The following is a 20461-nucleotide window of genomic DNA, read 5'->3' as shown; positions in this document are numbered from 1 at the left end:
CAGGGAGGGTGTCGACATGAAGCTGCATACACCACGCTCGCGGGCCTTGGGCATGCACCTGGTGCTGATGCTGGTGACCGGTTTGCTGGCCAGCCAGCTGCTGGTGGCCAGCCAGCCAACGTCGACACCCGCACCTGCTCCGGCATCCACGCCCGTACCCGCTGTCGCTGAATCCGCCACCCCGTGGGGTGGCGACTATTTCCCCAACACGCTGCTGACCGACCAGGACGGTCAGCAGCTGCGTTTTTTCGATGACATGATCAAAGGCAAGGTGGTGGTGATCAACTTCATCTTCACCTCGTGCAGCGACTCCTGCCCCCTGGAAACCGCGCGCCTGCGCCAGGTGCAGAAACTCTTGGGGGATCGGGTCGGCAAGGACATTTTCTTCTACTCCATCAGCATCGACCCCCTGAGCGATACCCCCGAGGTGCTCAAGGCTTATGCGCAACGCTTCCAGGTCGGGCCGGGCTGGAAATTCCTCACCGGGGAGTTTGCCGACGTCACCGAACTGCGCAAGAAGCTGGGGCTGTTCATCGAAGGCGTCGATAACGGGCGCAGCAAGGACCACAACCTGAGCCTGATCGTCGGCAACCAGGAAACCGGCCGCTGGATGAAAGCCTCGCCGTTCGAAAATCCGTGGATCCTGGCTGACCAGCTGGCCAACACCTTGCAGAACTGGAAGCAGCCCAGCGTCGAGGAAAGCTACGTCAATGCTCCGGAAATTCGCCCGCCCAGCAATGGCGAAGAACTGTTCCGCACCCGCTGCGCGTCTTGCCACAGCCTCGGCCCGATGGACGGGCAGGGCCTCGGCCTGCGCAGCATCGGCCCGGACCTGATCGGCGTGACCCACAAGCGCGATCCGGCCTGGCTCAGCCGCTGGATCCGCGAACCGGACCGCATGCTCGCGGAAAAGGACCCGATCGCTTTGGAACTGTACGACAGCTACAACAGGATCCCGATGCCCAACCTGCGGCTGGATGAGCATTCCGCCCAGTCCATCATCGACTTCCTGCAGGAAGAAACCGACCGTCAGCATCCACCTGCAGCACCGGTGGCCAGTGGAAACGAGGAACCTGAACATCATCATTCGGTCGCGCAACCCGAGATGACCCAGGCGCAATAGTGTCAAAAAATTTACGTTGGCCAGTCAATTGCTTTCAATGCCACCTACACTGATCCAGAAAGCGGCTGAACAGGCTCGATTTCAAGCACCCAGGACACAGCCATGCAGATACTGGAACAACAAAAAGTACCTGTGCCGCAGGCTCCGGAAGCACCGCGCAAGGGGTGGCATCCGCAGTTCAACCTGCTGCGCTGGTTCTCCCTGGCAAGCTTTTTCATCATTGCCGCGGTGGCGTTGGGGCTGGGTTATATCTCCACGCGTTTTGTGGTCGATGAAAGCATCGAGCGCGATTCATTGCTGACCGCGCAGTTCATAAAAGCCATTGGCGAGGCGGAAATCCGTCACGCGGGAATTTCGTCGGACAGAACCATGGGGGAAATGCTCGACCCGCGCCTGGACCACGCCTATGCCGATGTCAGCCCGGAGTCGCGGGCTGCCGCGCGCGTCGAGTTTCTCGACCATGTGGAGCACCTGCCGGACATCCTGCTGGCGACGGTGTATGCCCTGGACCGCACGGTGGTCTGGTCGACCAATCCCGAGTTGATCGGCGTGCGCATCGAAAACGACGAAGAACTGGACGAATCCTTCGAAATGAAATCGCCGGTGTCCACCAGTTACCACGAGATCGATGAGCAGCGTCCGGAACAGCGTCTGCTGCGCGAACCGGAATACCTGTTCGTCGAGAACTACATTCCGATGTTCAACGCCGACAGAAGCAAAGTGATTGCCATGGTGGAGATCTACAAGGAACCGGTGGACCTGGTGGGGCGCATCCAGCGCGGTTTCAAGGCGATCTGGCTGGCCACCCTGATCGGTGGGGCGGCCATTTACCTGGGGCTGTTCTGGATCGTACGGCGCGCGGCGATACTGTTGCAGAGCCAGCAGAAACAACTGATCGCCAACGAAACCTTTGTCGCCTTGGGGGAAATGTCCTCGGCGGTCGCCCACAGCCTGCGCAATCCGCTGGCGAACATCCGTACCAGCGCCGAACTGGCCCAGAACATCGCCAGCCAGACCGCACAGAAAAACATTGGCGACATCATCAATCAGGTCGACCGCATGTCGCGTTGGGTCCGTGAATTGCTGGTGTCGTTGCGGCCGATGAATGACGACTTTGAAACGGTCGATCTGGTGCTGGCCCTCGAAGACACCTTGAGTGCCTTTGAGGCCTTGATCAAGCGTTCGAACGTCGAAGTGCACTTCTCTCCTGTCAGCGTGCCACCGGTCGTCAGCCAACAGGTGCTGCTCACACAAATACTCAATAGCCTGTTTGCCAATGCACTGGAAGCCATGCCCAAGGGCGGCGTGCTGACGGTCGAGATCGATACTTCGGTGCCCGGCGACGTGAGCATGATCCTGACCGACACCGGCAAGGGCATGTCCAAACAACAACAGCAAATGGTCTTCAAGCCGTTTTTCACCACCAAGCAAGGTGGATTGGGTGTAGGCCTGGCCCTGGTCAAAAGAATAATGGAGCGTTTTGACGGCTCGGTCGAACTGACCAGCCGGGAGCAGGAAGGAACCCGCGTTTGTCTCAACTTCAAAGTGGCAACGGGAGGGGTATATGGAGCACAGCATTCTGCTGGTCGAGGATGACGAAATCCTCGCCGAGAATATTCAGACTTACCTGGAGCGCAAGGACTTCGAGGTGACCGTCTGCCACTCGGCGGAGGACGCACTGGAACAATTGGGTTCTTTCGCTCCAGACGTGGTACTGACCGACAACTCGTTGCCGGGCATGAGTGGTCACGACCTGATCCAGAAGCTGCGCGTTCGCGCGCCGGACCTGAAAGTGATCATGATGACCGGCTACGGCAATGTCGAAGACGCCGTGGTGGCAATGAAAGAGGGCGCCTTTCACTACGTCACCAAACCCGTGGCCCTGCCGGAACTGAAGTTGCTGCTGGACAAGGCCCTGGCCACCGACCGCATGGAGCGCACGCTGTCGTTTTACCAGGAGCGCGAGGCCCAGAAGTCAGGGGTGCAGGCACTGATTGGTGAGTCGGCTCCGATGGCGTACCTCAAGGGCACCATCAGCCAGTTGCTCGATGCCGAACGGCGGATGGCCAACAGCGACCTGCCGCCGGTGCTGGTGGAAGGCGAGACCGGTACCGGCAAGGAACTGGTGGCCCGGGCCCTGCACTTCGACGGCCCGCGCAGCAAAGGCCCGTTCATTGAATTCAACTGCGCATCGATCCCGTCCAACCTGGTGGAGTCGGAACTGTTCGGCCACGAGAAGGGCGCCTTCACCGATGCCAAGGACCGTCGCATGGGGTTGGTGGAAGCGGCCGATGGCGGCACGCTGTTCCTCGATGAAATCGGTGAAATGGACCTGCTGTTGCAAGCCAAGCTGCTCAAACTGCTGGAAGACCGGACCATTCGCCGGGTCGGTTCGGTGAAGGAGCGCAAGGTCGATCTGCGGGTGATCAGCGCCACCAACTGCAATCTCGAACAAATGGTCCAGCAAGGCAAATTCCGCCGCGACCTGTTTTTCCGCCTGCGCATCATTTCGATCAAGGTGCCGCGCCTGTATGCCCGTGGCGCCGATATCCTGCTGCTGGCCCGGCACTTCCTGGCGCTGCATGGCAAACGCTACGGCAAGCCGAACCTGCACTTCAGCGACCAGGCCGAAGAGTTGCTGCTCAGCTACAGCTGGCCGGGCAACGTTCGCGAATTGCGCAACATGCTGGAGCAAACCGTGTTGCTGGCGCAAAGCGACACCATTGCCGTCCATCAGTTGAACGTTTGCCTGAGCCTGGTGGATGAGCCACCGACGTTTCATCACGAGCCGCAACATTTCAGCGAACAGCGTCCGTCCTACAACGGCAGCGAATCCATGAACCTGCCGGAAGTGGAGCGCGACATGGTGCGCAAGATGCTCGACAAGACCGACTGGAACGTCACCAAATCGGCGCGCCTGCTAGGTCTGAGCCGTGACATGTTGCGCTACCGGATCGAAAAGCTGGGACTCGCCCGCCCGGACAAACGACAGTGGTAATCACTGTAATACCGGGCCCTGCCTCAGGCAGGACAACATGCAATCGGGATTCTCGACTTCCTGGTTCACGTAGACGCCACGCTCCGCATCGTAGGAGCGGATAAACACCCGGACCGTGGCGTCGGCCACGGTTGGCAGGCGCGAGTCGTAGAACACGTGCTCGCTGGAAATCGGTATGAACTCCCCGGGCGCGGTCGGGATGTAAGAGCCCGGCGGCACGCTGCTCATGGACGGTGGCACGGGGTGCGCGAAGGGTTGGTCGGCGCCGTAATAATTGAATTCACTGCTGTAGTCAGTGGTGGCTGGCAAGTCGTAGGCGTGGGCGGCAAAGGGCGCGCTCAGGCAGACGGCGAGCAAAAGCGTCAGGTCGGCTTTTTTCATGACAACACCTGCAGAATCGGTTTAACCCCATATCCCCAAGGTCATTAACTATAGCTGCCGCGGTGGGCGGCTGTCGTTGCTGCGCGGATTACAAGTTCGCAACACCTGCCAGGATGGGCTTGATCTAGACTTCGGCCGGTCAAATCGACGACCCGAACCCTGGAGCGAGCAATGGAACTGCCGACAAAAGAACAAGCCATCGCCAGTAACCGCGAGGCCTGGAATGACTCTGCCCGTCACCACAAGGACTCCAGCGAATGGCAAGCCTTGCTGAACGATGTGCGGCACGCGGATTTTTCCTGCCTGGATGACACCCTCACTGATTTGCTGACCCGGACAGGTGTCGACGGCAAGGATGTGGTGCAACTGGGCTGCAACAACGGTCGCGAGAGTCTGTCTCTGTTCGCCCTGGGCGCGCGCAGCGTGGTGGGCATCGACCAGTCCGGAGCGTTTCTCGAGCAGGCACGGGAGCTGGCGGCCCGCTCGCCCCATGCGCCGCAATTCATCGAAGCGGACATTCATCACTTGCCGGCGCAACTGCAGGAACGCTTTGACCTGGCGCTGATCACCATCGGCGTATTGAACTGGATGCCGGACATCGGCGAGTTCTTCCGCCATGTGGCGCGTACGCTGAAACCGGGTGGGGCGCTGGTGGTGTACGAAACCCACCCGTTCCTGGAAATGTTCGACCCCGAGGCAGCCGATCCCTATCAACTGGCCAGTTCATATTTCCGTCGTGAACCGTTCGTGCAACACCAGCCGATCGTTTACGAAGGCAGGGTTGAACAGCCGTCGGCGGCGTCCTACTGGTTCGTCCACACCCTGAGCGACCTGTTCAGCGCCGCCCTGGCGGCGGGGCTGCAGATCCGCCACTTCAAGGAATATCCGCACTCCAATCGCGAAGAGCTCTATGACCGCTATCAGCAGCAGGCGGCGCAGTTGCCGTTGTGTTTTACGTGGGTGGTGGTGAAACCAGCCACTTGACGCGCAAAATCAATTAGAGATTTGAGTGATTGACGGTGTGTCCTGGCTGCGCACAGAGATCTATACCCAGGGCATGAATGACCTTCAGGACCGTATCGAAACGAGGTTTTGCTCCCGGCGCGAAGGCTTTGTAGAGGCTTTCGCGACCCATTCCAGAGTCTTTGGCTATTTGTGTCATGCCACGGGCTTTCACCACATAGCCGATAGCGCGCAGAAACTCCTCATTGTCACCGTCTGCCAGTACCTGAGAGAGATACTCGCTAATGGCTTCATCACTGTCGAGCAGTGCTGCCATGTCGAAAGTCGTCAAAGTCTGGCTCATGGTTAAACTTCCTTTGCCATTTTTTTTGCGCGTTTGATATCGGTGGTTTGAGATGACTTGTCACCTCCAGCCAGCAGGACAATGACGACACCACCGCGCATCGTGAAGTAAACCCGGTATCCGGCACCCACGTCTACGCGCATTTCAGAAACGCCATCACCGACAGGCTTGTTGTCGCCAAGATTACCCGCAGATGCGCGGTCAATGCGACGACCGATAGCCAGCCGGGCTCGCAAGTCGTGAACCGAGGCGTGCCATGCTGCGAAGGTAGCGGTTTGCTGGACAAGATAATTCATTGCTCGAATGTATCCAAATGGATACGGATGAGCAGTCAGACAATTCTGCGATCAAATGGCTTTTTTCTGAGAGGGATGTAGGAGACCAACATCGCGAGCAGGCTCGCTCCCACAGGTGTACGGTGTCGTATTCCGGTCTGGCGCACGACAACAGTCCAATGTGGGAGCTTGCTCGCGAATGGAGCGACGCGCTAAAGCGGATACCCCAGGAATCAAGCCTCGGCCTGAGCCGTCGCCACCACCGGCCGCCCCGGTTTGCGCAGCGGTTCCAGGCGGGAGCCGGTGTAGCGGGTTTCGCGGAAGAAGCGCCAGCGACCGAACAGGCCGTAGACGTGGGTGACGCGGCCCTGTTCGTGGTAGCCCATGCGGATGTGCAGTTTCAGCGCCGGGATGTTGTGGGTTTCGCAGACGTCCACCACCTTGTTGCAGCCTTGCAGCGCCATGGCTTCCCAGAGGGCCACCTGGACGTCCACGGACAGGCGGGTGCCGAAGTAGGCGCGGGTCATTTCGCCGCCGAATTCGAAGAACTCGCCTTCCTTCACCGGGAACCGGCAGCCGTAATAGTGGCGGTCGTGATAGTCCCGGGTGGTGCCCCAGATGAACCCGATCGCATGGCCTTCGTCGTCCAGGTACATGTGCCCGGTATGACCTTCGTTGGCGAGCTCGGCCATGGTATCGACACGGTCGCCGAAGTTCTTCGCAAACGCCTTGGCGTTCTGCGCAGTGATGGTCACCTGGCGCACGGGGGAATAGGGCCGCAGCTTGTGTGGCGGCACCGGGCTGACCAGGTCGCGCTCCATCCACAGCAACTCCCAATGGAAGAACACGTAGCGTTTCCACAGCGTACTGAACGTGCGACCCAGGCCCTTGCGTTTGATGTGTTCGCGAAGCTTGTCGAGTACGCTCATGAAGCCCTCCTTAAGCCGAGGATTGATGGTGTGTTGTGAAGGTATCGATGGGTATAGATCACCCATGGCAATTGCATGGCCATGTGCCTGACTGCATTGTGTTTCAAGTTATGTATCAGTCTTGACACAATTTTCAGGCGTCAAAAAGCTGTTCATCCCGAACGTATTCAGGTGCTTTGAGCGGCCGATTGAACGGGTGCACAACCTGTGGGAGCGAGCCTGCTCGCGAAGAGGCCGGTACATTCAACATCCTTGTTGACTGAACCACCGCTATCGCGAGCAGGCTCGCTCCCACAGGGGGAATGCAGTGTTATTCCAGAGCGGCCTGCGCACGCTCGGGCGCGGCGTCACCAGCCGCGGTGTAGGCCACCCGCGGCACGCCCGGCAGGCGTTGATGCAGCAACGCACTCAAGGACTCTCCCGGCTCCAGGTAGGCGTCGCCGAAGTCGGCGCCGAGCCGGTTCGGGTGGGCGACGATTTCCAGCAGGCCGTCGGGTGGCGGCTCGGCGTTGCGCAGGTCCACCGGGGTGCACACGTAGTCGGCGGTGGCGCCGGCCAGGTTGCTCAGGCGGCGGTTGAGCAGGTCCTTGAACACGCGTTTGGGCAGGCTGAGGTTTTGCCCCAGATTGCGCGCCAGACGCACCGGCACCCCCTTGCGCGCGGCGAAGCGCGCGACGATCTCGCCAATCGGCCAGATATTGTGCACATGTTGATGGGAGTCCAGGTGACTGGGGCGCATGCCGTTGTCCAGGCAGCGCTGCCACTGGGCTTCGAGTTCTTCGAGCACGGCGTGGCGATCCCGGCGCCCGAGCCAGAGGCGGGTGCGGGACAGGTTGAGGTCGAACACGCCGGCACCGTCGCAAAACGTCCGGCGTTGCGCAATGCTCTGGCTCAACGGGCGGCCGTAGGTCAGGTTGAAGTGCAGGCCGATGCGGCCTTCGAGCAATGGATGCCGGGCCAGCACGCAGGCCGCTTCGAACGCCGGCATGTTGGCCATGGCGGTGGCGGAGCTGATGAGCCCGGCCTGGAATGCGCCGAGGATCACCGCGTTTTCGCAGGCACTGAGGCCGAAATCGTCAGCGTTGACTATCACTTGCCGAGGCATGTTGACCCTCCTTGAGTTTGTCCGAAGGCGCAGGCGTTTCGACAGCCGGTGTCGCGACAGGCGCCGGGGTTGCGACGGTGGCGGCCGCGCGTCGGGCGCGCCATTGCTGCAGTCGGGGTTTGAAGCGTTGCCAGACCCGCAAGGCCAGCCCCAGCACCAGTCCGCCTGGACGCCAGGAGTAAAAGCTCCAGCGCCAGTGTTCCAGTTGTCCGGTCATGCGTTCGTGCAGTTGATGGCTGGAGTTTTCCAGGCTGACCCGTGACGCATCGATCCAGCGCCAGTTGTCTTCCAGGCCCCAGCGAATCCACTCTTCGAGCAGCACCCGGCCGCTGCCCAGGTCGGCATATTGCGGCAGGAACGCCAGGTTGTAGTCGTACAGTCGGCCCTGTTCCAACAGGCCCAGGCGATAGCTGATGCAGCGCCCCTCCAGCTCCAGCACCACCACACGCACCAGGCCTCGGGCCGCCAGGGCGGTGAAGGCGCGGTCCATCCACTGGCGATGGCGCGCATCGGAAAAGATCCCGACCCCTTCATCGCCTTTCCAGCTCACTGCTTCGACTTCACTGATTTCCTGCAACAGCGGCCCCATGGTCAGGGCGTCGGGGGTAATCCGCCGCACCTGGGCGCCGCACGCGGCGATGCGTTTGCGCGCACGGCGCAGTTTGTAGCGTGGGTCGCCGGAGACTTCCTGATGGTCGGCCTCGCTGATCAGGTGCACCGGCACGCGACAGCTGAGGCGTTGTTCGGCGGTCGAACTCTGCGCCTGCCACGCCGCCAGGGCCTGCGCCGTGGGACCGGCCAGTTCGTTGAGTTGCAGCACGGCATGGGGCAGGCGTTGACGGATCTGTGTCAGCGCCTTGCGCAAAGCGTCGCCGTCCAGCCTCGTCAACAGGGCGAGGCGGTCGGCAAGGGGATGGCCCAGATGATGCAGGACCCGAAACGGCAAACGCGCAAAGCGCTCCACGGACGTCACCAGCGGCAGGCACAGCGCCAGTTCGTCACCCTGCCAGCCGAGCAGTACGTGCAACCGCTCGCCGGGTTTGAGGGCCTGTTCCGACGCGCATAACCAGGCCAGGGTGTTGAACGGCGTGTGGTCGGTTATACGTTGGCGCAGCGCTTCATAAGCCGCTGCCGGAAAGTCGTGGGCGCACAGCGAAGTGCGCCATTCGAATCGTACCGTCATGAGATCACGTCGCCTCGGCAGTGGCAGGTTCACGCACCGGTTTGCGCAAGGTCTCCAGGCGCGAACCGGTGTAGCGTGTTTCGCGGAAGATGCGCCAGCGGCCAAACAGTTCGTAGACGTTCATGATGCGTCCCTGTTCGCTGTAACCGGTGCGTATATGCAGCTTGAGTGCCGGGATGTTGTGCCACTCGCACACGTCCACCACCTTGCTGCAGCCTTGGGCATACATGGCTTTCCACAGCTCGGTTTGCAGGTCCATCGACAGCTTGGTACCCCAGTAGGCCCTGGCCAGTTCGCCACCGAACTCGAAAAATTCGCCAGGCTGCACCGGGAACCAGCACCCGTAATAATGCTTGTCGTGGTAGTTGCGGGCGGCACCCCAGATGAACGCCACCGCGTCACCCTTGTCGTCCAGGTGCATTTGCCCGGTGTAACCCTCCCGGGCCAGTTCGGCCATGGTCTCGACCCGGTCACCGAAGTGGCGGGTGAACGCCACGGCGTTTTCCGCGGTGATGCTCACGACCTGCAGCGGCCCGTAGGGTTTGAGTTTATGCGGTGGCACCGGGCTGACCAGGTCACGTTCCATCCACAGCAGTTCCTGGTGGGAAAACACGTAGTGCTTCCAGGCTTTTTTCAAGGTGGCGCCCAGGCCTTTGTGTTTGATGTGTTCACTGAGTTTGTGCATTGCACTCATGTTGTTGGCTCCTGACGGGATTGCCCGTGAGTGGAGTGATTACTGCGTGCGGCGAAATGCCGATACGGCCAAGCACAAGAGGGGCGGTCATGAGGTGGTCCAGCTGAGGGCGAACAGGGTTTGCCCGGGCAACTCGAAGCTCACGCGACCGTCCCGGCAGTTGTAGGGTGCGTCGCGGCTGCGATTGTCGGCGCCGAAGTAACGCAATGAACCCTTGGCCAGCGGGCAGGCCGCACCGTTGAGGTCGACACGCTGCAAACGCGTGCCCTTGTTCACCCCCAGCAGCGTGCGCTTGAGGTCGTCGGCCATGGCCAGCACGTCGACTTCGAAGGCATCGTTGTCCAGGCGTACCACGTTGTGCAGCCAGTGTTGCTGGATGAACTGCTGGGCCAGGCCGACGGGTTTGAGTTCGAATTGATCGTCGCCGAGCACCCGCAGCATGCCTTTGGGGTATTGCGGCTCGTCTGCGGCCTGGAACCAGCCGAGCATGTCGAGCAGGCCGTCCTGGGACGCATTGATCACCACCGAGGTCCACCACAATGACGCGTAGTGGGTTTCCTGATCGTAAGGGCTGAGGCTGGCACCGCTGGACATGTTGGTCTGGTCGAGCAACAGGGCCTTGCGCGGCCGACCCTGGGCGTCGAGCCCCACCAGTTCGGCCGCCCGCCGCACGCTATCGCGATAGACGCGGGTCGCGAGCAGGTCGCGGATCATCCATTCGTGCCAGGCCAGGGCATCAATCTGCTCGCCCGAGTCTTGCAGCAAGCGCCGCGCCCAATCGATGCCGCGCCGCTGCGTGGCGTGGTCTGCCAACGGGCCGTTGATAAAACGCGAACTGGCCGGGATGGCGATGCGGATGCCGGCCCTGGCGTTGTCGGGGTTGCTGCGCACCTGCCGGGCCATGCTGCTGAAGACGCTGTGGAAACTGGCGTAGTCCGGGTAGTTGAGGTTCGGCTCGTCGGCAAAGCCGATGTAGTGCGTGCCCTTGCCACCCAGGGCACGGGTTGCGGCCAGCCAGGCCTCGAGGCCGCCACTGCTGGTATTGTCGGCGCGCAGTTCGGCCTGGCGCTGGCTACCGGCCAGGAGAGTGATGTCCCGGGTGATGCCGAACCGCTCCTGGTACAGGCGGCGGAACGCGTCCTCGTAGTGCGGCCGTGTCGCCATGATGTCGACAAGGCTGTAGTAAGTCGCCGCCTGCGGTTTGAGCGCATCCAGCACGGCAAAACTGGAAGGTGGCGGCATCACGTAGGGCAGGGCGATACCCAGGTCCGGTGTGTTGCCAAGCAGTTCCTCGTGCAGGGTCAGCCGGGTGCGGCCATCGTCTTCACGCAGGGGCTTGAGCTGTCGCGGATCCTGCGCGAACAGATTGGCCGTTCCGTCGAGCCAGAATGCCGCCTTGCCGCTGCCTTGCAGGCGCAGGCGCCAGACCTGGTCGCTGGTGGCGACCGGCAGTTCGGCCTTGTCGAACTGCCAGTAGGCAGGGTACGGCTTGAGGGTCAGCGTCAGTTGCCTGCCATCCCCCACGCGCTGGGCTTGCAGGGTGCCGACACCGTCGTGGAACTTGCCGGCAAGCACCGCGTGCTCCCCGGCCGCGACCTTGAAATACAACTCGTCGCCGTCGCGGGTTTCCGCGCTGAAATGCACCTTGGCCGGTTCAAACAGCGCCACCGTGTGCTCATCGTGTTCCACGCGGTAGCGACGGAAGCTGTAACCCGGAATCTCCAGGCGATAACTGCTCGCGCTCGGTGCCAGTGGCCAGCGCTGGGTGCCCTGGGTCTCGGCAGCGGCGATCGATCGTTCAGCCTGGAGCTTGCCCTGGCCATCGAGCAGGTACAGGTGTTCTTCGTTGGCACCGGCCTGCCATGCCGGCACCCATTGCACGGTCACGGTATCGGGACGATCCGTTTGCAAGTACAGGCTGCCGTCGCGGATATCGGCCCAGCGCATCGGCCCGCCACAGGCGTCGACAGACAGGCCAAGGCTCACCAGCAGCGCAAAATACTTCATGCCGACTTCCGTTGCAGGACCAACAGCATCGGTGCGATATCGCTGGGCAGGATGATCAGGGTTTGCCAGAACGGAACCTGGCTCAGGCGGCAATACATCACCAGCAGGGCGACGGTTACCGCCAGGTAAGCGATGGACGAGGCCGCCGCCGCGCCGACGATGCCGTAGGCCGGGATCAGCACCAGGTTCAGTGCCAGGTTGAGCAAGGCACCGAGGCCCATCAACAGGGAAATCGAACCGGGGCGATTCTTGCCCAGCAAGTCCAGGCGCAGGATGCTCGCGTAGCACAAGCCGAGCAGGCCCGGCAGCAAGGCGAGCAACGCCGGGTAGGCCGGTTGATAGGCCACGCCGAACAGCGTGACGATCAGCCATTCACCGATCAGCGCCATGCTCAGGCAGGCACCGAGCATCACCGTGGCCGTCAGGCGCAACGCCAGCGGCGTGACTTTGTCGATGCCTTCTTCCTGTTGCAGCAGGCGTTTCATCAGCGGCGTGGTCACCGCTTCCGGGACGATCAGCAGCAATTCGGCGGCGGCGCTGGCCATGGCGTAATGACCCAGCGCGGTGCTGCCGAGCAGGGCGCCGATGAACAGGTAGTCGGAGCGCAGGATCACCTGTTGGAACAGCAGGTCGGGATGGCTGCGGGCGCTGTAGCGCAGCAGTTCGTTCTGGCTGGCGCGGTCCCATTGCAGGGTCAGTGGCTGGTTGCGCTTGAGCCACACCCAACCGACCAGCACCACCAGGCTGATGCCCGACAGCCAGCTGATCAGCGCCGCTTCCAGGGCTGCGCTTTGCCACATCCAGAACAGGGCGAGGAACAGCAACAGCGGGGCCAGCGATTCAATCAGGCGCAAGGCGTTGAAGGCGACTATGCCGCCCGAGGCGTTGTGCAGGGTCAGCAGTCCGCTCTTGAGCACCGTCAGCGGCACCGCCAGCAACAACAGCCAGGCGAGCAGGCCCAATTGCGTGGTGATGTCCAGTTCACTGCCGAACTCGCGGGTCAGCGCCACCACCAGCAAGGTCAGCAACGCCGCCAGCAGGCAACCGAACACCAGCACCTGGCTGAGCAGCAGGCCCATCGGCCGTTGCTTGGCCGCCTGATAGCCCACCGCAGAGTTCAAGCCGCCGCTGGTGGCGGCGCTGATCAGGTCGGGCAGGGTGCTGAGCAGGGCAAACAGGCCCCGTTCACTGGGGCCGAGAATCCGCGCCAGCAACACGTTACGCAGCAAGCGCAGGGCGATCATCGCCAGTTTGGTGCCCATGCTCAGGGCCAGGTGCTTGAGGTAATGGCTGCGGCTCATGGGCGTGCCCCACGGTAGATGCGCCAGGACAATAGTTCGGGATTGCGCGCAGTACGCTGGCTGACACCAAAGCGTGGCAGCGCCAGTGGGTCTTCGGCCCCTCGATAAATACCGGTGCCGGTACCCAGGGCAAACCGGAAGTCATGCCTGGCCACCTGTTGGCGCACCCGCGCATCGTTGTCGCCATTGGGGTAGCAGTAAACCGGCAATGGCCGGTTGCAGCCGTGCAGCAACGCGTCGCGACTGCGGCTCAGTTCTTCATCCAGGCGTTGATCGTCAAGACCGGTGAGGATGGCGTGGCTGGCACCGTGGGGGCCGAAACGCACCAGGCCGGACGCCTCCAGCGTGCGCACTTGCTGCCAGTCCAGCGCCTGGGGCAACGACTCTTGCGGGCAGTCGTCGGTCAGGCGATTGAGGTCCAGGGGCGACAGGGTTTTCAGGCCCTGCAAAAAGTTCAGCAGCGCCAGGCTGCGACGTTGCTCATCCGGGTCATCGCACAGGGTCGGCAGTGGACGCCCCAGGTACTGCAAACGTTCGATCAGGTGCCGGCGTGCCTGTTCGCCATGGCTGTTCCACAGGGTTTCGCCGATGCTTTCCCACCAGAACCGCTGGCGGCTACCGATGAAGTCGGTGGACAGAAAGATGCTCGCCGGCACCTGGTATTTGTGCAGCAACGGGAAAGCATTCACCGCGTTGTCGCGCCAGCCGTCATCGAAGGTCAACGCCACTTTCGGCCGCTGCGAGCGCGGCGCAGCCGGTTGCAGAATGTCCATCAGCGGCACGCAGTCGAAGTGTTTTTTCAGCCACACCAGCAAATGTTCAAACGCCTGTGGCCCGACGCACAGTTCATTGCGATGGGGCAGTTCGGCGGCCTGGTCGCTGGCCAGCACCCGGTGCAGCATCAGGATCACCCCGGCGCCGTGCAGTTGATTGCGTCCGACCGGGGAGTTGAGGTACAGCCAGCCACTGGTGCGCTTTAACAGTTGTTTGATCGCCATGGCACGTGCCTCTCATCGATTTTGCTCGGGGTTCCATTGGGCGTAACGCTGACCGCGCAGGAACTGCCACAGGCCAATGCTCATTCCGGCAAGGGTCACCAGAAGGAACGCGGCCAGGCGAAAGGGTTTGGGCAAGCGGTGTTGCGAATCCAGCAGGCCGGCAATGGCCACTGTGTAACCGAGCAGTTGGGCGATCAGGCTCAGGCGATAAAAGCCGTGGTCCTCCCATAGCCAGAAACTGCTCAGCAGCAACGGCAACAGCAGGATCGGCGCCAGCCGGCGGATCAGCTTGTGGCTGATCAAGGCAATCGCATACAGGCCGTGGGTCAGTGGGTTAAGCAGCTCCCGGCGTTGGGCCAGGCTTTGCAGGCCACCGACCGTGACCCGCTGACGGCGGCGAAATTGCTTGTCGGCTTCGTCCACGCCCTGGTCGATCACCCGGGCCTGGGGCACGTAGACGATGCGCTTGAACGCGACCGGTGCGCAGGTGCTGATAAAGAAGTCGTCATTGACCTCCGCTGGCACGTTCTGGAACAACTCGCGGCGCAGGGCGAGCAAGGCGCCATCGGCGGAGACCATGCAACCCGTGCGATTTTCCACGTAGCGCAGCCAGCCTTCGTAGTGTCGATACAGGCTGTCGCCAATGCTCAAGCCCTTGCCGGTCACCGGGATCACCATGTGCCCGGCGCAGCCACCGACCTGCGGGTCGTTGAGCGGTGCGAGCAAATGGCCGAGGGTGTCGGTGGACCACTGGTTGTCGGCATCGGTGAACACCAGGATCTCGCCGCTGCTGATCGCGACCCCGGCATTGAGCGTCGCCGCCTTGCCCTGGCGGGGCAGGTCGAGCACGGTGATGCGCGGGTCATCGACCAGCCGTGCACAGGCCACGGTGTCGTCGGTCGAGCCGTCGCTGGCGAGGATGATCTGCAGCGAGCGGGCCTGGTAATCCTGGGCCAGCACGGTGCGCAGTTTGTCTTCGATATGCTGCGCCTCATTATGTGCGGCAATCACGATGCTCACGTCCATCGGTTCTGCCGGTCCATGGCATGGTGCCGGGTAAAACGGCGCCAGCAAGGTCAGTAACAGGGGATAGCCGAGGTAGGCGTAAACCGGTAGCAACAGGCACAACCAGAAAATGAATTCAGCCACGGGCGGGCCTCCTGGCATTCCAATGACAAAGGCTGAGGATGAACGCGGCGCCTGCCAGGTGCAGGCGCACCCAGTGCAGGCCCCAGAGTTGCAGGGTCAGGAGCGTGTCGTGGTGCCGGGCGCTCTGGCGCAGGCTCAGTGCCAGGGCGGGCAGGGTGGTCAGCAGCAGCATCAACACCGCATGGTGAGGGAAACCGTCGAGCAGGGCGGAAATGGCCATGAAGTCGATCACCCAGGCGGCAATCGACAGCAGCGGAAAACGCAACAGGCGCAGGCTCGGGCCATGGGTGCGCAGCAGTTGCAGATGACTGCCCTGGCGCCACATTTCCTTGCCCATCCATTCGCGCCAACTGCCTTCGTAGCCCCAATGCAGCGCCACGCTTTGGTTGACCGAGAGCAGTTTTGCACCCGCGTCGGACAGTCGCATGGTCAGCTCCTTGTCTTCGCCGGTGCGCAGCTGTTCATTGAAACCACCGACAGTGTCGAACCAGCGACGACGCATCAACAGGTTGGAACTGGGCAACCATTGCGCGGCATGCAGCGGCTGCGTAGCGGGGCGCAAGGTGCGGCGCTGCCAGGCATCGGCGTACCACGGCGCTTCGGCCGGGGTGTGCAGGTCAAGGCCGATGACATCGGCCTGGCCGGCGGATTCGAGGTCCAGCAACAGCTTGAGCCAGTTCTCGGGCATCTCGATGTCGGCATCGATGAAGGCCAGCCATTCACCCTGGGCGATCGCCGCCCCGCGATTGCGCAACGCACCGATGAGCAGGCCGGGCAGGACCAGGACCCGGGCGCCGAACTGTCGGGCAATGTGCGGGCCCTGGTCGTCGGAGCCGTTGTCGACCACGATCAGCTCGCATTCCACGTTGGCCGCATCGGCGGCGTGTTGTGCCGCGAGCAGGGTCCGGGCGATGTGCCGGGCTTCGTTGTACATCGGGATGACGATACTGATGCGGTTCATGCCTTGACCTCTTTCAGCGGGGCTTCTTCGGCTTTCGTGCGCAGCACGCAGGTCATTGCCAGCATGATCCACAGGTACTTGTGGTTCGGTGCGCTGAGGAACATCAGGAACAAGGTCAACGACAGAAAGCTCATGCTCAGGTGGGTCATCAGGTCGGCCTGCTGCCCGTCCTGTCGCAACAGCCAGGCCCGGCGGGCGCGAATCAGGTTGTACAAACCCAGGGCCAACATGCCGACAAACATCAGGCCGGCGGGAATCCCCAATTCGCTGAAGATTTCCAGGTAGGTGTTGTGGGCGCGACGGTACAGGTCCTCGGTCTCGCCTTTGATGGAGAAAGCCTTGGCGTAACCGGTGGTGGCGTAGTGCAGCGGAAACGTGCCGGGGCCGGTGCCGAGCAACGGGTTCTCGGCGATCATCGCGCTGCCGACCACGATGTAGGAGGCGCGACGGCCCAGGGACGGGTCCTGGCTCTTGGCCCCGGAGCTGAGGATGCTCAGCGACTGGATTCGCGCCACGTAACCGGCCGGCATCGCATAGAGCCCCAGCGGAATCACGATCGCCAGGCCGAGCATGGCAAAGCCCAGGTGGCGCGGACGAATGCGTGGCAACTGCGCACGGTAATGCCACGCGCCGATCAACAGGCTGAGGAACAACACCACCAGCCCCGAACGGGACTCGGTCTTGGTCATGCCGCCCAGCAGCAGGAGGGTGCAGACACCCCAGGCCAACCGGTGTAACAGGTTCGGGCTGCGGATCACCAGCCACAGCGCCATGGGCACGGCGAAGGCGATCATCAGGGCAAAGTTGTTCGGGTCCTTGAGCAAGCCGGACGCACGGCCGGCGTCCTGGTACTTGGCGGAGAACATCGCCATGGCACAGGTCACCGAGACGCTCAGGGTTACCAGCCGGGCGAACATGTCGAGGTTCAACTCACGCCCGACCAGCAGGGTGATGACAAACAGAATCAGGCCGACGCTCAACTCGCGCAGGTGGCCCAGAGAGATACCCATGTTGTCGGTGTTCAACAGGCTGAGCAGGTACAGCGCCATGAACCCGACCAGAAACCGCCAGATATTGCTGTGCAGGCGTTCGGGCGACAGTTGGCGAATCGCCAGTTGCAGCATCAGGATCAGTGCCAGCGAGGCGCCGAGGAACTTGGAGCCCGATAACGCGTTGTCCTTGAACAGACCCTCGAAAGGCAGGATGGCGACAATGCCCAGCAGACCCCAGGTCGGCTTGCGGTACAGCACCGCGACACCGACCAGGCCCAGCACCGCTCCCGGCGCCAGATACGGATAAGGGCTGGCCAGCAGACCGAGGCAGACCAGGCCGAGCAAACTGACGATCGAGAGCGGAAAGATCACGCGCGTGCCTCCCGTGCAGTCCGGATGTAAAGCTGCGACCAGCGCTCGGCCAGGGCCTTGAGGTCGTAGCGATCCCGTTGCGTACGTTTTGCGTTGGCGATCAACTCGCCGGCCATGGCCGGGTCACCCAGCAGCACGCCGATCTGGCGGGCGAGGGCGGCGCTGTCGGTGGGCGTGGCGAGCAGGCCGTTGTGGCGGTCTTGCAAGACATCGGGAATGCCGCCGACACCGAAGGCCACCACCGGCACCCCGGCCTGCATCGCTTCGAGCAGAATCATTGGCGTGCCTTCGGTGCGCGAACTGATCACCAAGGCATCGAGTTGCCGCCACCACGCGCGCATGTCGGTCTGGTAGCCCGGCAGCGTGATGCGCGCCTGCAATCGCGCGGCGTCGATGCGCGCCTGCAGGCTTTCGCGCTCCGGCCCGTCGCCGAGCATCACGGCATCCAGTTGCGGGTGCTGCTGACACAACGGAATCAACGCATCGAGAAACAGGTCAGGGCCTTTTTCCTGGCTCAAGCGCCCGACGTAACCGGCCAGCCAGCGCTGGCGTTCGCCACTGTTCGGCAGCAAGTCGTTGGCCGCCGGCAGGCCATTGGGGATCACCTGCAGTTTGTCCGTGCGCACATTGGCCTGACGGTGCAGCACGGCAATGCTTTCGGCGACGCACACCACCCGGTCCACCGAGGCCGTGCGGCACAGTTGCAGGCTCAGCCAGGTGTAGAACTTCTGCTTGCGACTGCGCGGGGTGAAACCGTGCTGGGTGATCACCAGCGGCAGGCGCAACAGCGTGGCAGCGACCCAGCCGAACAACAGGCCCTTGAAGTTGTGCGTATTGATCAGTGGCCGCAGGTCTCGTCGCTGGCGCAAATGCCCGAGCAACGCGCCCAGGCCCGCACAGCCCTGGCAATCGACACCGGCCTCGCGAAAACGCGCGATCAGTTCTGGCGGCGCATCGAGAAACAGCACCTGGTGCTGCCCCGGCGTCGCCAGGCAATGGTCCAGCAGCATCCGCTCGGCCCCATAGAAGCCGCCGCTGCTGAGCAAATGAATGATCGGCAGGTCGCGGATGGTGTCGAGCGGCGCGTTCAATTGCGCACCCAATGCATGAGGGACGGGACGCTCCAGTTCTTGTGCGGATTGTGTGGCAGGGTGCTTTGATCGTTGATTACCAGCAGCACCGGCAGGCCCAGTTCATGGGTGATTTGCGCAGGGTGCTTGAAGCGGTGGTCGAAGAACTCGCGCACGTAGACCAGGGCAATCGCCAGCAGCAAACCGGTGAACAGCCCGAACGGAATGATCAGCATCGGTTTGGGGAACGCCGCTTCGGTCGGTTCGAACGGCGGGCTGAGCACCCGTGCGTTGGACAGGTCGTTGTCCAGCGCACGGGCGGTGCTGCTTTCGGCGAAGCGCTGGGCATAGGTGGAGAACGCCGCGTGCAACGCGTCGATCTCGGTGTCCATCTGGCGCAGCTTGCTCTGGGTTTCCTGCAACTGGTGGATGCGGTTCTTGAACTCGGCAATGCGCGCGGTTTTCTGGTCGATGACCGAGCTGATCGTCGCCAGGTCGCTGGTGCGCTCCTGAATCCGGTTGCTGACAATCTTCAGGAATTGCCCACGGGTCCGGGTGATTTGCTCGCGGGCCAGTTGCATCGGCTCGCTGCCGGGCTGGAAGATCGCCAGGTCACTCATGTAGCGACCCACCAGGGTCGTCAGCTGCTCACCCAGTTGCTTGATTTCGCGGTCTTCGAAAGCGACGTTGTCGACCGTGGTGGTGAAGGTGTAGGGGAAGGTGTAGTCGTTGAACCGGGCGTTGTTGGCGATCGTCAGGTTGGTTTTCAGGTAATCGAGCCAGCGCTGGCTTTGCAGCAGGCGGTCCTGATACAGGTTGAGCGCTTGCTCCTCGGTGTTGATCGCATTGAGGCGGAAGGTGATTTCTTCCTTGGGGTCGGACGAACCGATGCTTTCGAGCAGGGCCAGGCGATTGGCTTCCAGGCCATCGAGCCGCACCTGGTACTGCAGTTTCTTGGTTTCGTAGAAGCTCTGCGGCAAGTCGATGGATTGCATTTCCTGGCGGCTGACCAGGTAGTTCTGCAACAGGGTGGCGACGAATCGGGTGCCCTGGGCCGGGTCAGGGAAGCTGAAGACAATCGAGATCACGTTGGAGCCCGGCAGGGTCTCGACCTTGAGCGCGTCGGACGCTTCCTGCGTGAGCACATCGAGCACGGTGTCGCGTACCGGGTCGGTCTGCAGCCCGAGCAATCTGCGAGCCGGATTGACCAGGTGTTCGCGAACCGGATTGGTCACAAACCTTTTGATCGGCTGCATCACCAACTTGCTGAAGATGCCCACGGGCGGCGTGTACTCGCCTTTTTCGCGCAACTGGCCGATGGTCTGGCGGATCAACGCCGGCGAACGCAGGATATTGCTCTCGGTCTCCATGTCCGCCAGCGACGGTGGAATGAAGGATGCGTTTTCCTGATTGAGGGTGCTGGTGGCATCCCCCTGGGAGATTTTCTTGGACTGCACGATCACCTGGGCAGTGATATCGAAACTCTGCTTGAGCATCAGTGGCAAGACCACGGCGATCACTGCAAAGACCAGGAAGACTCGCTTCACCAACTGTTTGTTGGCGTAGAAGATCCTGAAGAACTCATGCAGGTAGTTTTCCTTTGGATTCATGCGGGTC

At 62.1% G+C, this 20461-nt stretch carries 19 protein-coding genes; 4 read left to right on the top strand and 15 right to left on the bottom strand.

Translation table 11 applies throughout. The features are described from left to right. Positions 1–16 precede the first annotated feature (16 nt). The 3 genes from ACLD1X_RS23790 to ACLD1X_RS23780 all read left to right on the top strand — a co-directional run bounded on the left by ACLD1X_RS23790 (position 17) and on the right by ACLD1X_RS23780 (position 4121). Positions 17–1123 carry an SCO family protein gene (locus ACLD1X_RS23790; protein WP_429371847.1) on the top strand — a complete coding sequence of 369 codons (1107 nt, stop codon included), beginning with the start codon at positions 17–19 and terminating at the stop codon, positions 1121–1123. A 102-nt stretch (positions 1124–1225) separates the two neighbouring features. Further along, on the top strand, positions 1226–2719 hold the full coding sequence (locus tag ACLD1X_RS23785; protein ID WP_429371845.1) for a sensor histidine kinase: 1494 nt from the start codon (positions 1226–1228) through the stop codon (positions 2717–2719). Beyond that, entirely contained in the window at positions 2688–4121 is a 1434-nt protein-coding gene (locus tag ACLD1X_RS23780; protein WP_429371843.1) for a sigma-54-dependent transcriptional regulator, read from the top strand. The genes ACLD1X_RS23785 and ACLD1X_RS23780 overlap by 32 nt, the downstream gene beginning before the upstream one ends. Here the strand turns inward: ACLD1X_RS23780 and ACLD1X_RS23775 are convergent, their stop codons facing one another. Continuing rightward, positions 4122–4502 (bottom strand): hypothetical protein, encoded by a 381-nt coding sequence (locus ACLD1X_RS23775; protein ID WP_429371841.1) that lies wholly within the window; start codon positions 4500–4502, stop codon positions 4122–4124. It lies immediately after the preceding gene. 171 nt (positions 4503–4673) lie between these two features. Here ACLD1X_RS23775 and ACLD1X_RS23770 point away from each other — a divergent pair, with 171 nt between their 5' ends. Beyond that, a complete protein-coding gene (locus tag ACLD1X_RS23770) occupies positions 4674–5486 on the top strand; it encodes a class I SAM-dependent methyltransferase (RefSeq protein WP_429371839.1) in 813 nt (270 codons plus the stop codon). Between the two features lie 13 nt (positions 5487–5499). Here the strand turns inward: ACLD1X_RS23770 and ACLD1X_RS23765 are convergent, their stop codons facing one another. The 14 genes from ACLD1X_RS23765 to ACLD1X_RS23700 form a co-directional block, all read right to left on the bottom strand. Further along, positions 5500–5808 carry an addiction module antidote protein gene (locus ACLD1X_RS23765; protein WP_057397260.1) on the bottom strand — a complete coding sequence of 103 codons (309 nt, stop codon included), beginning with the start codon at positions 5806–5808 and terminating at the stop codon, positions 5500–5502. 2 nt (positions 5809–5810) lie between these two features. Next, positions 5811–6104: a type II toxin-antitoxin system RelE/ParE family toxin gene (locus ACLD1X_RS23760; protein WP_429371836.1), complete on the bottom strand. Its 294-nt coding sequence runs from the start codon at positions 6102–6104 to the stop codon at positions 5811–5813. A 212-nt stretch (positions 6105–6316) separates the two neighbouring features. Continuing rightward, positions 6317–7012, bottom strand: a complete 696-nt coding sequence (locus ACLD1X_RS23755) for an N-acetyltransferase (RefSeq protein WP_429371834.1) — start codon at positions 7010–7012, stop codon at positions 6317–6319. Between the two features lie 310 nt (positions 7013–7322). Continuing rightward, a complete protein-coding gene (locus ACLD1X_RS23750) occupies positions 7323–8117 on the bottom strand; it encodes a carbohydrate deacetylase (protein ID WP_429371832.1) in 795 nt (264 codons plus the stop codon). Further along, complete coding sequence (locus ACLD1X_RS23745; protein WP_429371830.1) at positions 8089–9300, bottom strand: GNAT family N-acetyltransferase; 1212 nt, start codon at positions 9298–9300, stop codon at positions 8089–8091. The genes ACLD1X_RS23750 and ACLD1X_RS23745 overlap by 29 nt, the downstream gene beginning before the upstream one ends. A 4-nt stretch (positions 9301–9304) precedes the next feature. Beyond that, positions 9305–9994 (bottom strand): N-acetyltransferase, encoded by a 690-nt coding sequence (locus tag ACLD1X_RS23740; RefSeq protein WP_429371828.1) that lies wholly within the window; start codon positions 9992–9994, stop codon positions 9305–9307. Positions 9995–10081: 87 nt separating this feature from the next. Beyond that, positions 10082–12001, bottom strand: a complete 1920-nt coding sequence (locus tag ACLD1X_RS23735; RefSeq protein ID WP_429371826.1) for a hypothetical protein — start codon at positions 11999–12001, stop codon at positions 10082–10084. Beyond that, positions 11998–13302 carry a lipopolysaccharide biosynthesis protein gene (locus ACLD1X_RS23730; RefSeq protein ID WP_429371824.1) on the bottom strand — a complete coding sequence of 435 codons (1305 nt, stop codon included), beginning with the start codon at positions 13300–13302 and terminating at the stop codon, positions 11998–12000. Before ACLD1X_RS23730 ends, ACLD1X_RS23735 begins: the two co-directional genes overlap by 4 nt. Beyond that, positions 13299–14300: a polysaccharide deacetylase family protein gene (locus ACLD1X_RS23725; protein WP_429371822.1), complete on the bottom strand. Its 1002-nt coding sequence runs from the start codon at positions 14298–14300 to the stop codon at positions 13299–13301. The genes ACLD1X_RS23730 and ACLD1X_RS23725 overlap by 4 nt, the downstream gene beginning before the upstream one ends. A gap of 12 nt (positions 14301–14312) precedes the next feature. After that, positions 14313–15449: a glycosyltransferase gene (locus ACLD1X_RS23720; RefSeq protein WP_429371820.1), complete on the bottom strand. Its 1137-nt coding sequence runs from the start codon at positions 15447–15449 to the stop codon at positions 14313–14315. Beyond that, a complete protein-coding gene (locus tag ACLD1X_RS23715; RefSeq protein WP_429371818.1) occupies positions 15442–16410 on the bottom strand; it encodes a glycosyltransferase family 2 protein in 969 nt (322 codons plus the stop codon). The genes ACLD1X_RS23720 and ACLD1X_RS23715 overlap by 8 nt, the downstream gene beginning before the upstream one ends. Continuing rightward, a complete protein-coding gene (locus ACLD1X_RS23710) occupies positions 16407–17774 on the bottom strand; it encodes an O-antigen ligase family protein (RefSeq protein WP_429371816.1) in 1368 nt (455 codons plus the stop codon). Before ACLD1X_RS23710 ends, ACLD1X_RS23715 begins: the two co-directional genes overlap by 4 nt. Beyond that, positions 17771–18865, bottom strand: a complete 1095-nt coding sequence (locus ACLD1X_RS23705) for a glycosyltransferase family 4 protein (RefSeq protein ID WP_429371814.1) — start codon at positions 18863–18865, stop codon at positions 17771–17773. The genes ACLD1X_RS23710 and ACLD1X_RS23705 overlap by 4 nt, the downstream gene beginning before the upstream one ends. Further along, complete coding sequence (locus ACLD1X_RS23700; RefSeq protein ID WP_429371812.1) at positions 18862–20454, bottom strand: GumC family protein; 1593 nt, start codon at positions 20452–20454, stop codon at positions 18862–18864. The genes ACLD1X_RS23705 and ACLD1X_RS23700 overlap by 4 nt, the downstream gene beginning before the upstream one ends. Positions 20455–20461 lie beyond the last annotated feature (7 nt).

The organism is Pseudomonas sp. 18173 (assembly GCF_050432945.1).
GTDB lineage: Bacteria > Pseudomonadota > Gammaproteobacteria > Pseudomonadales > Pseudomonadaceae > Aquipseudomonas.
The sequence above is the reverse complement of the archived record's forward strand: the minus strand, read 5'-3'. Positions and strand labels throughout refer to the sequence as shown.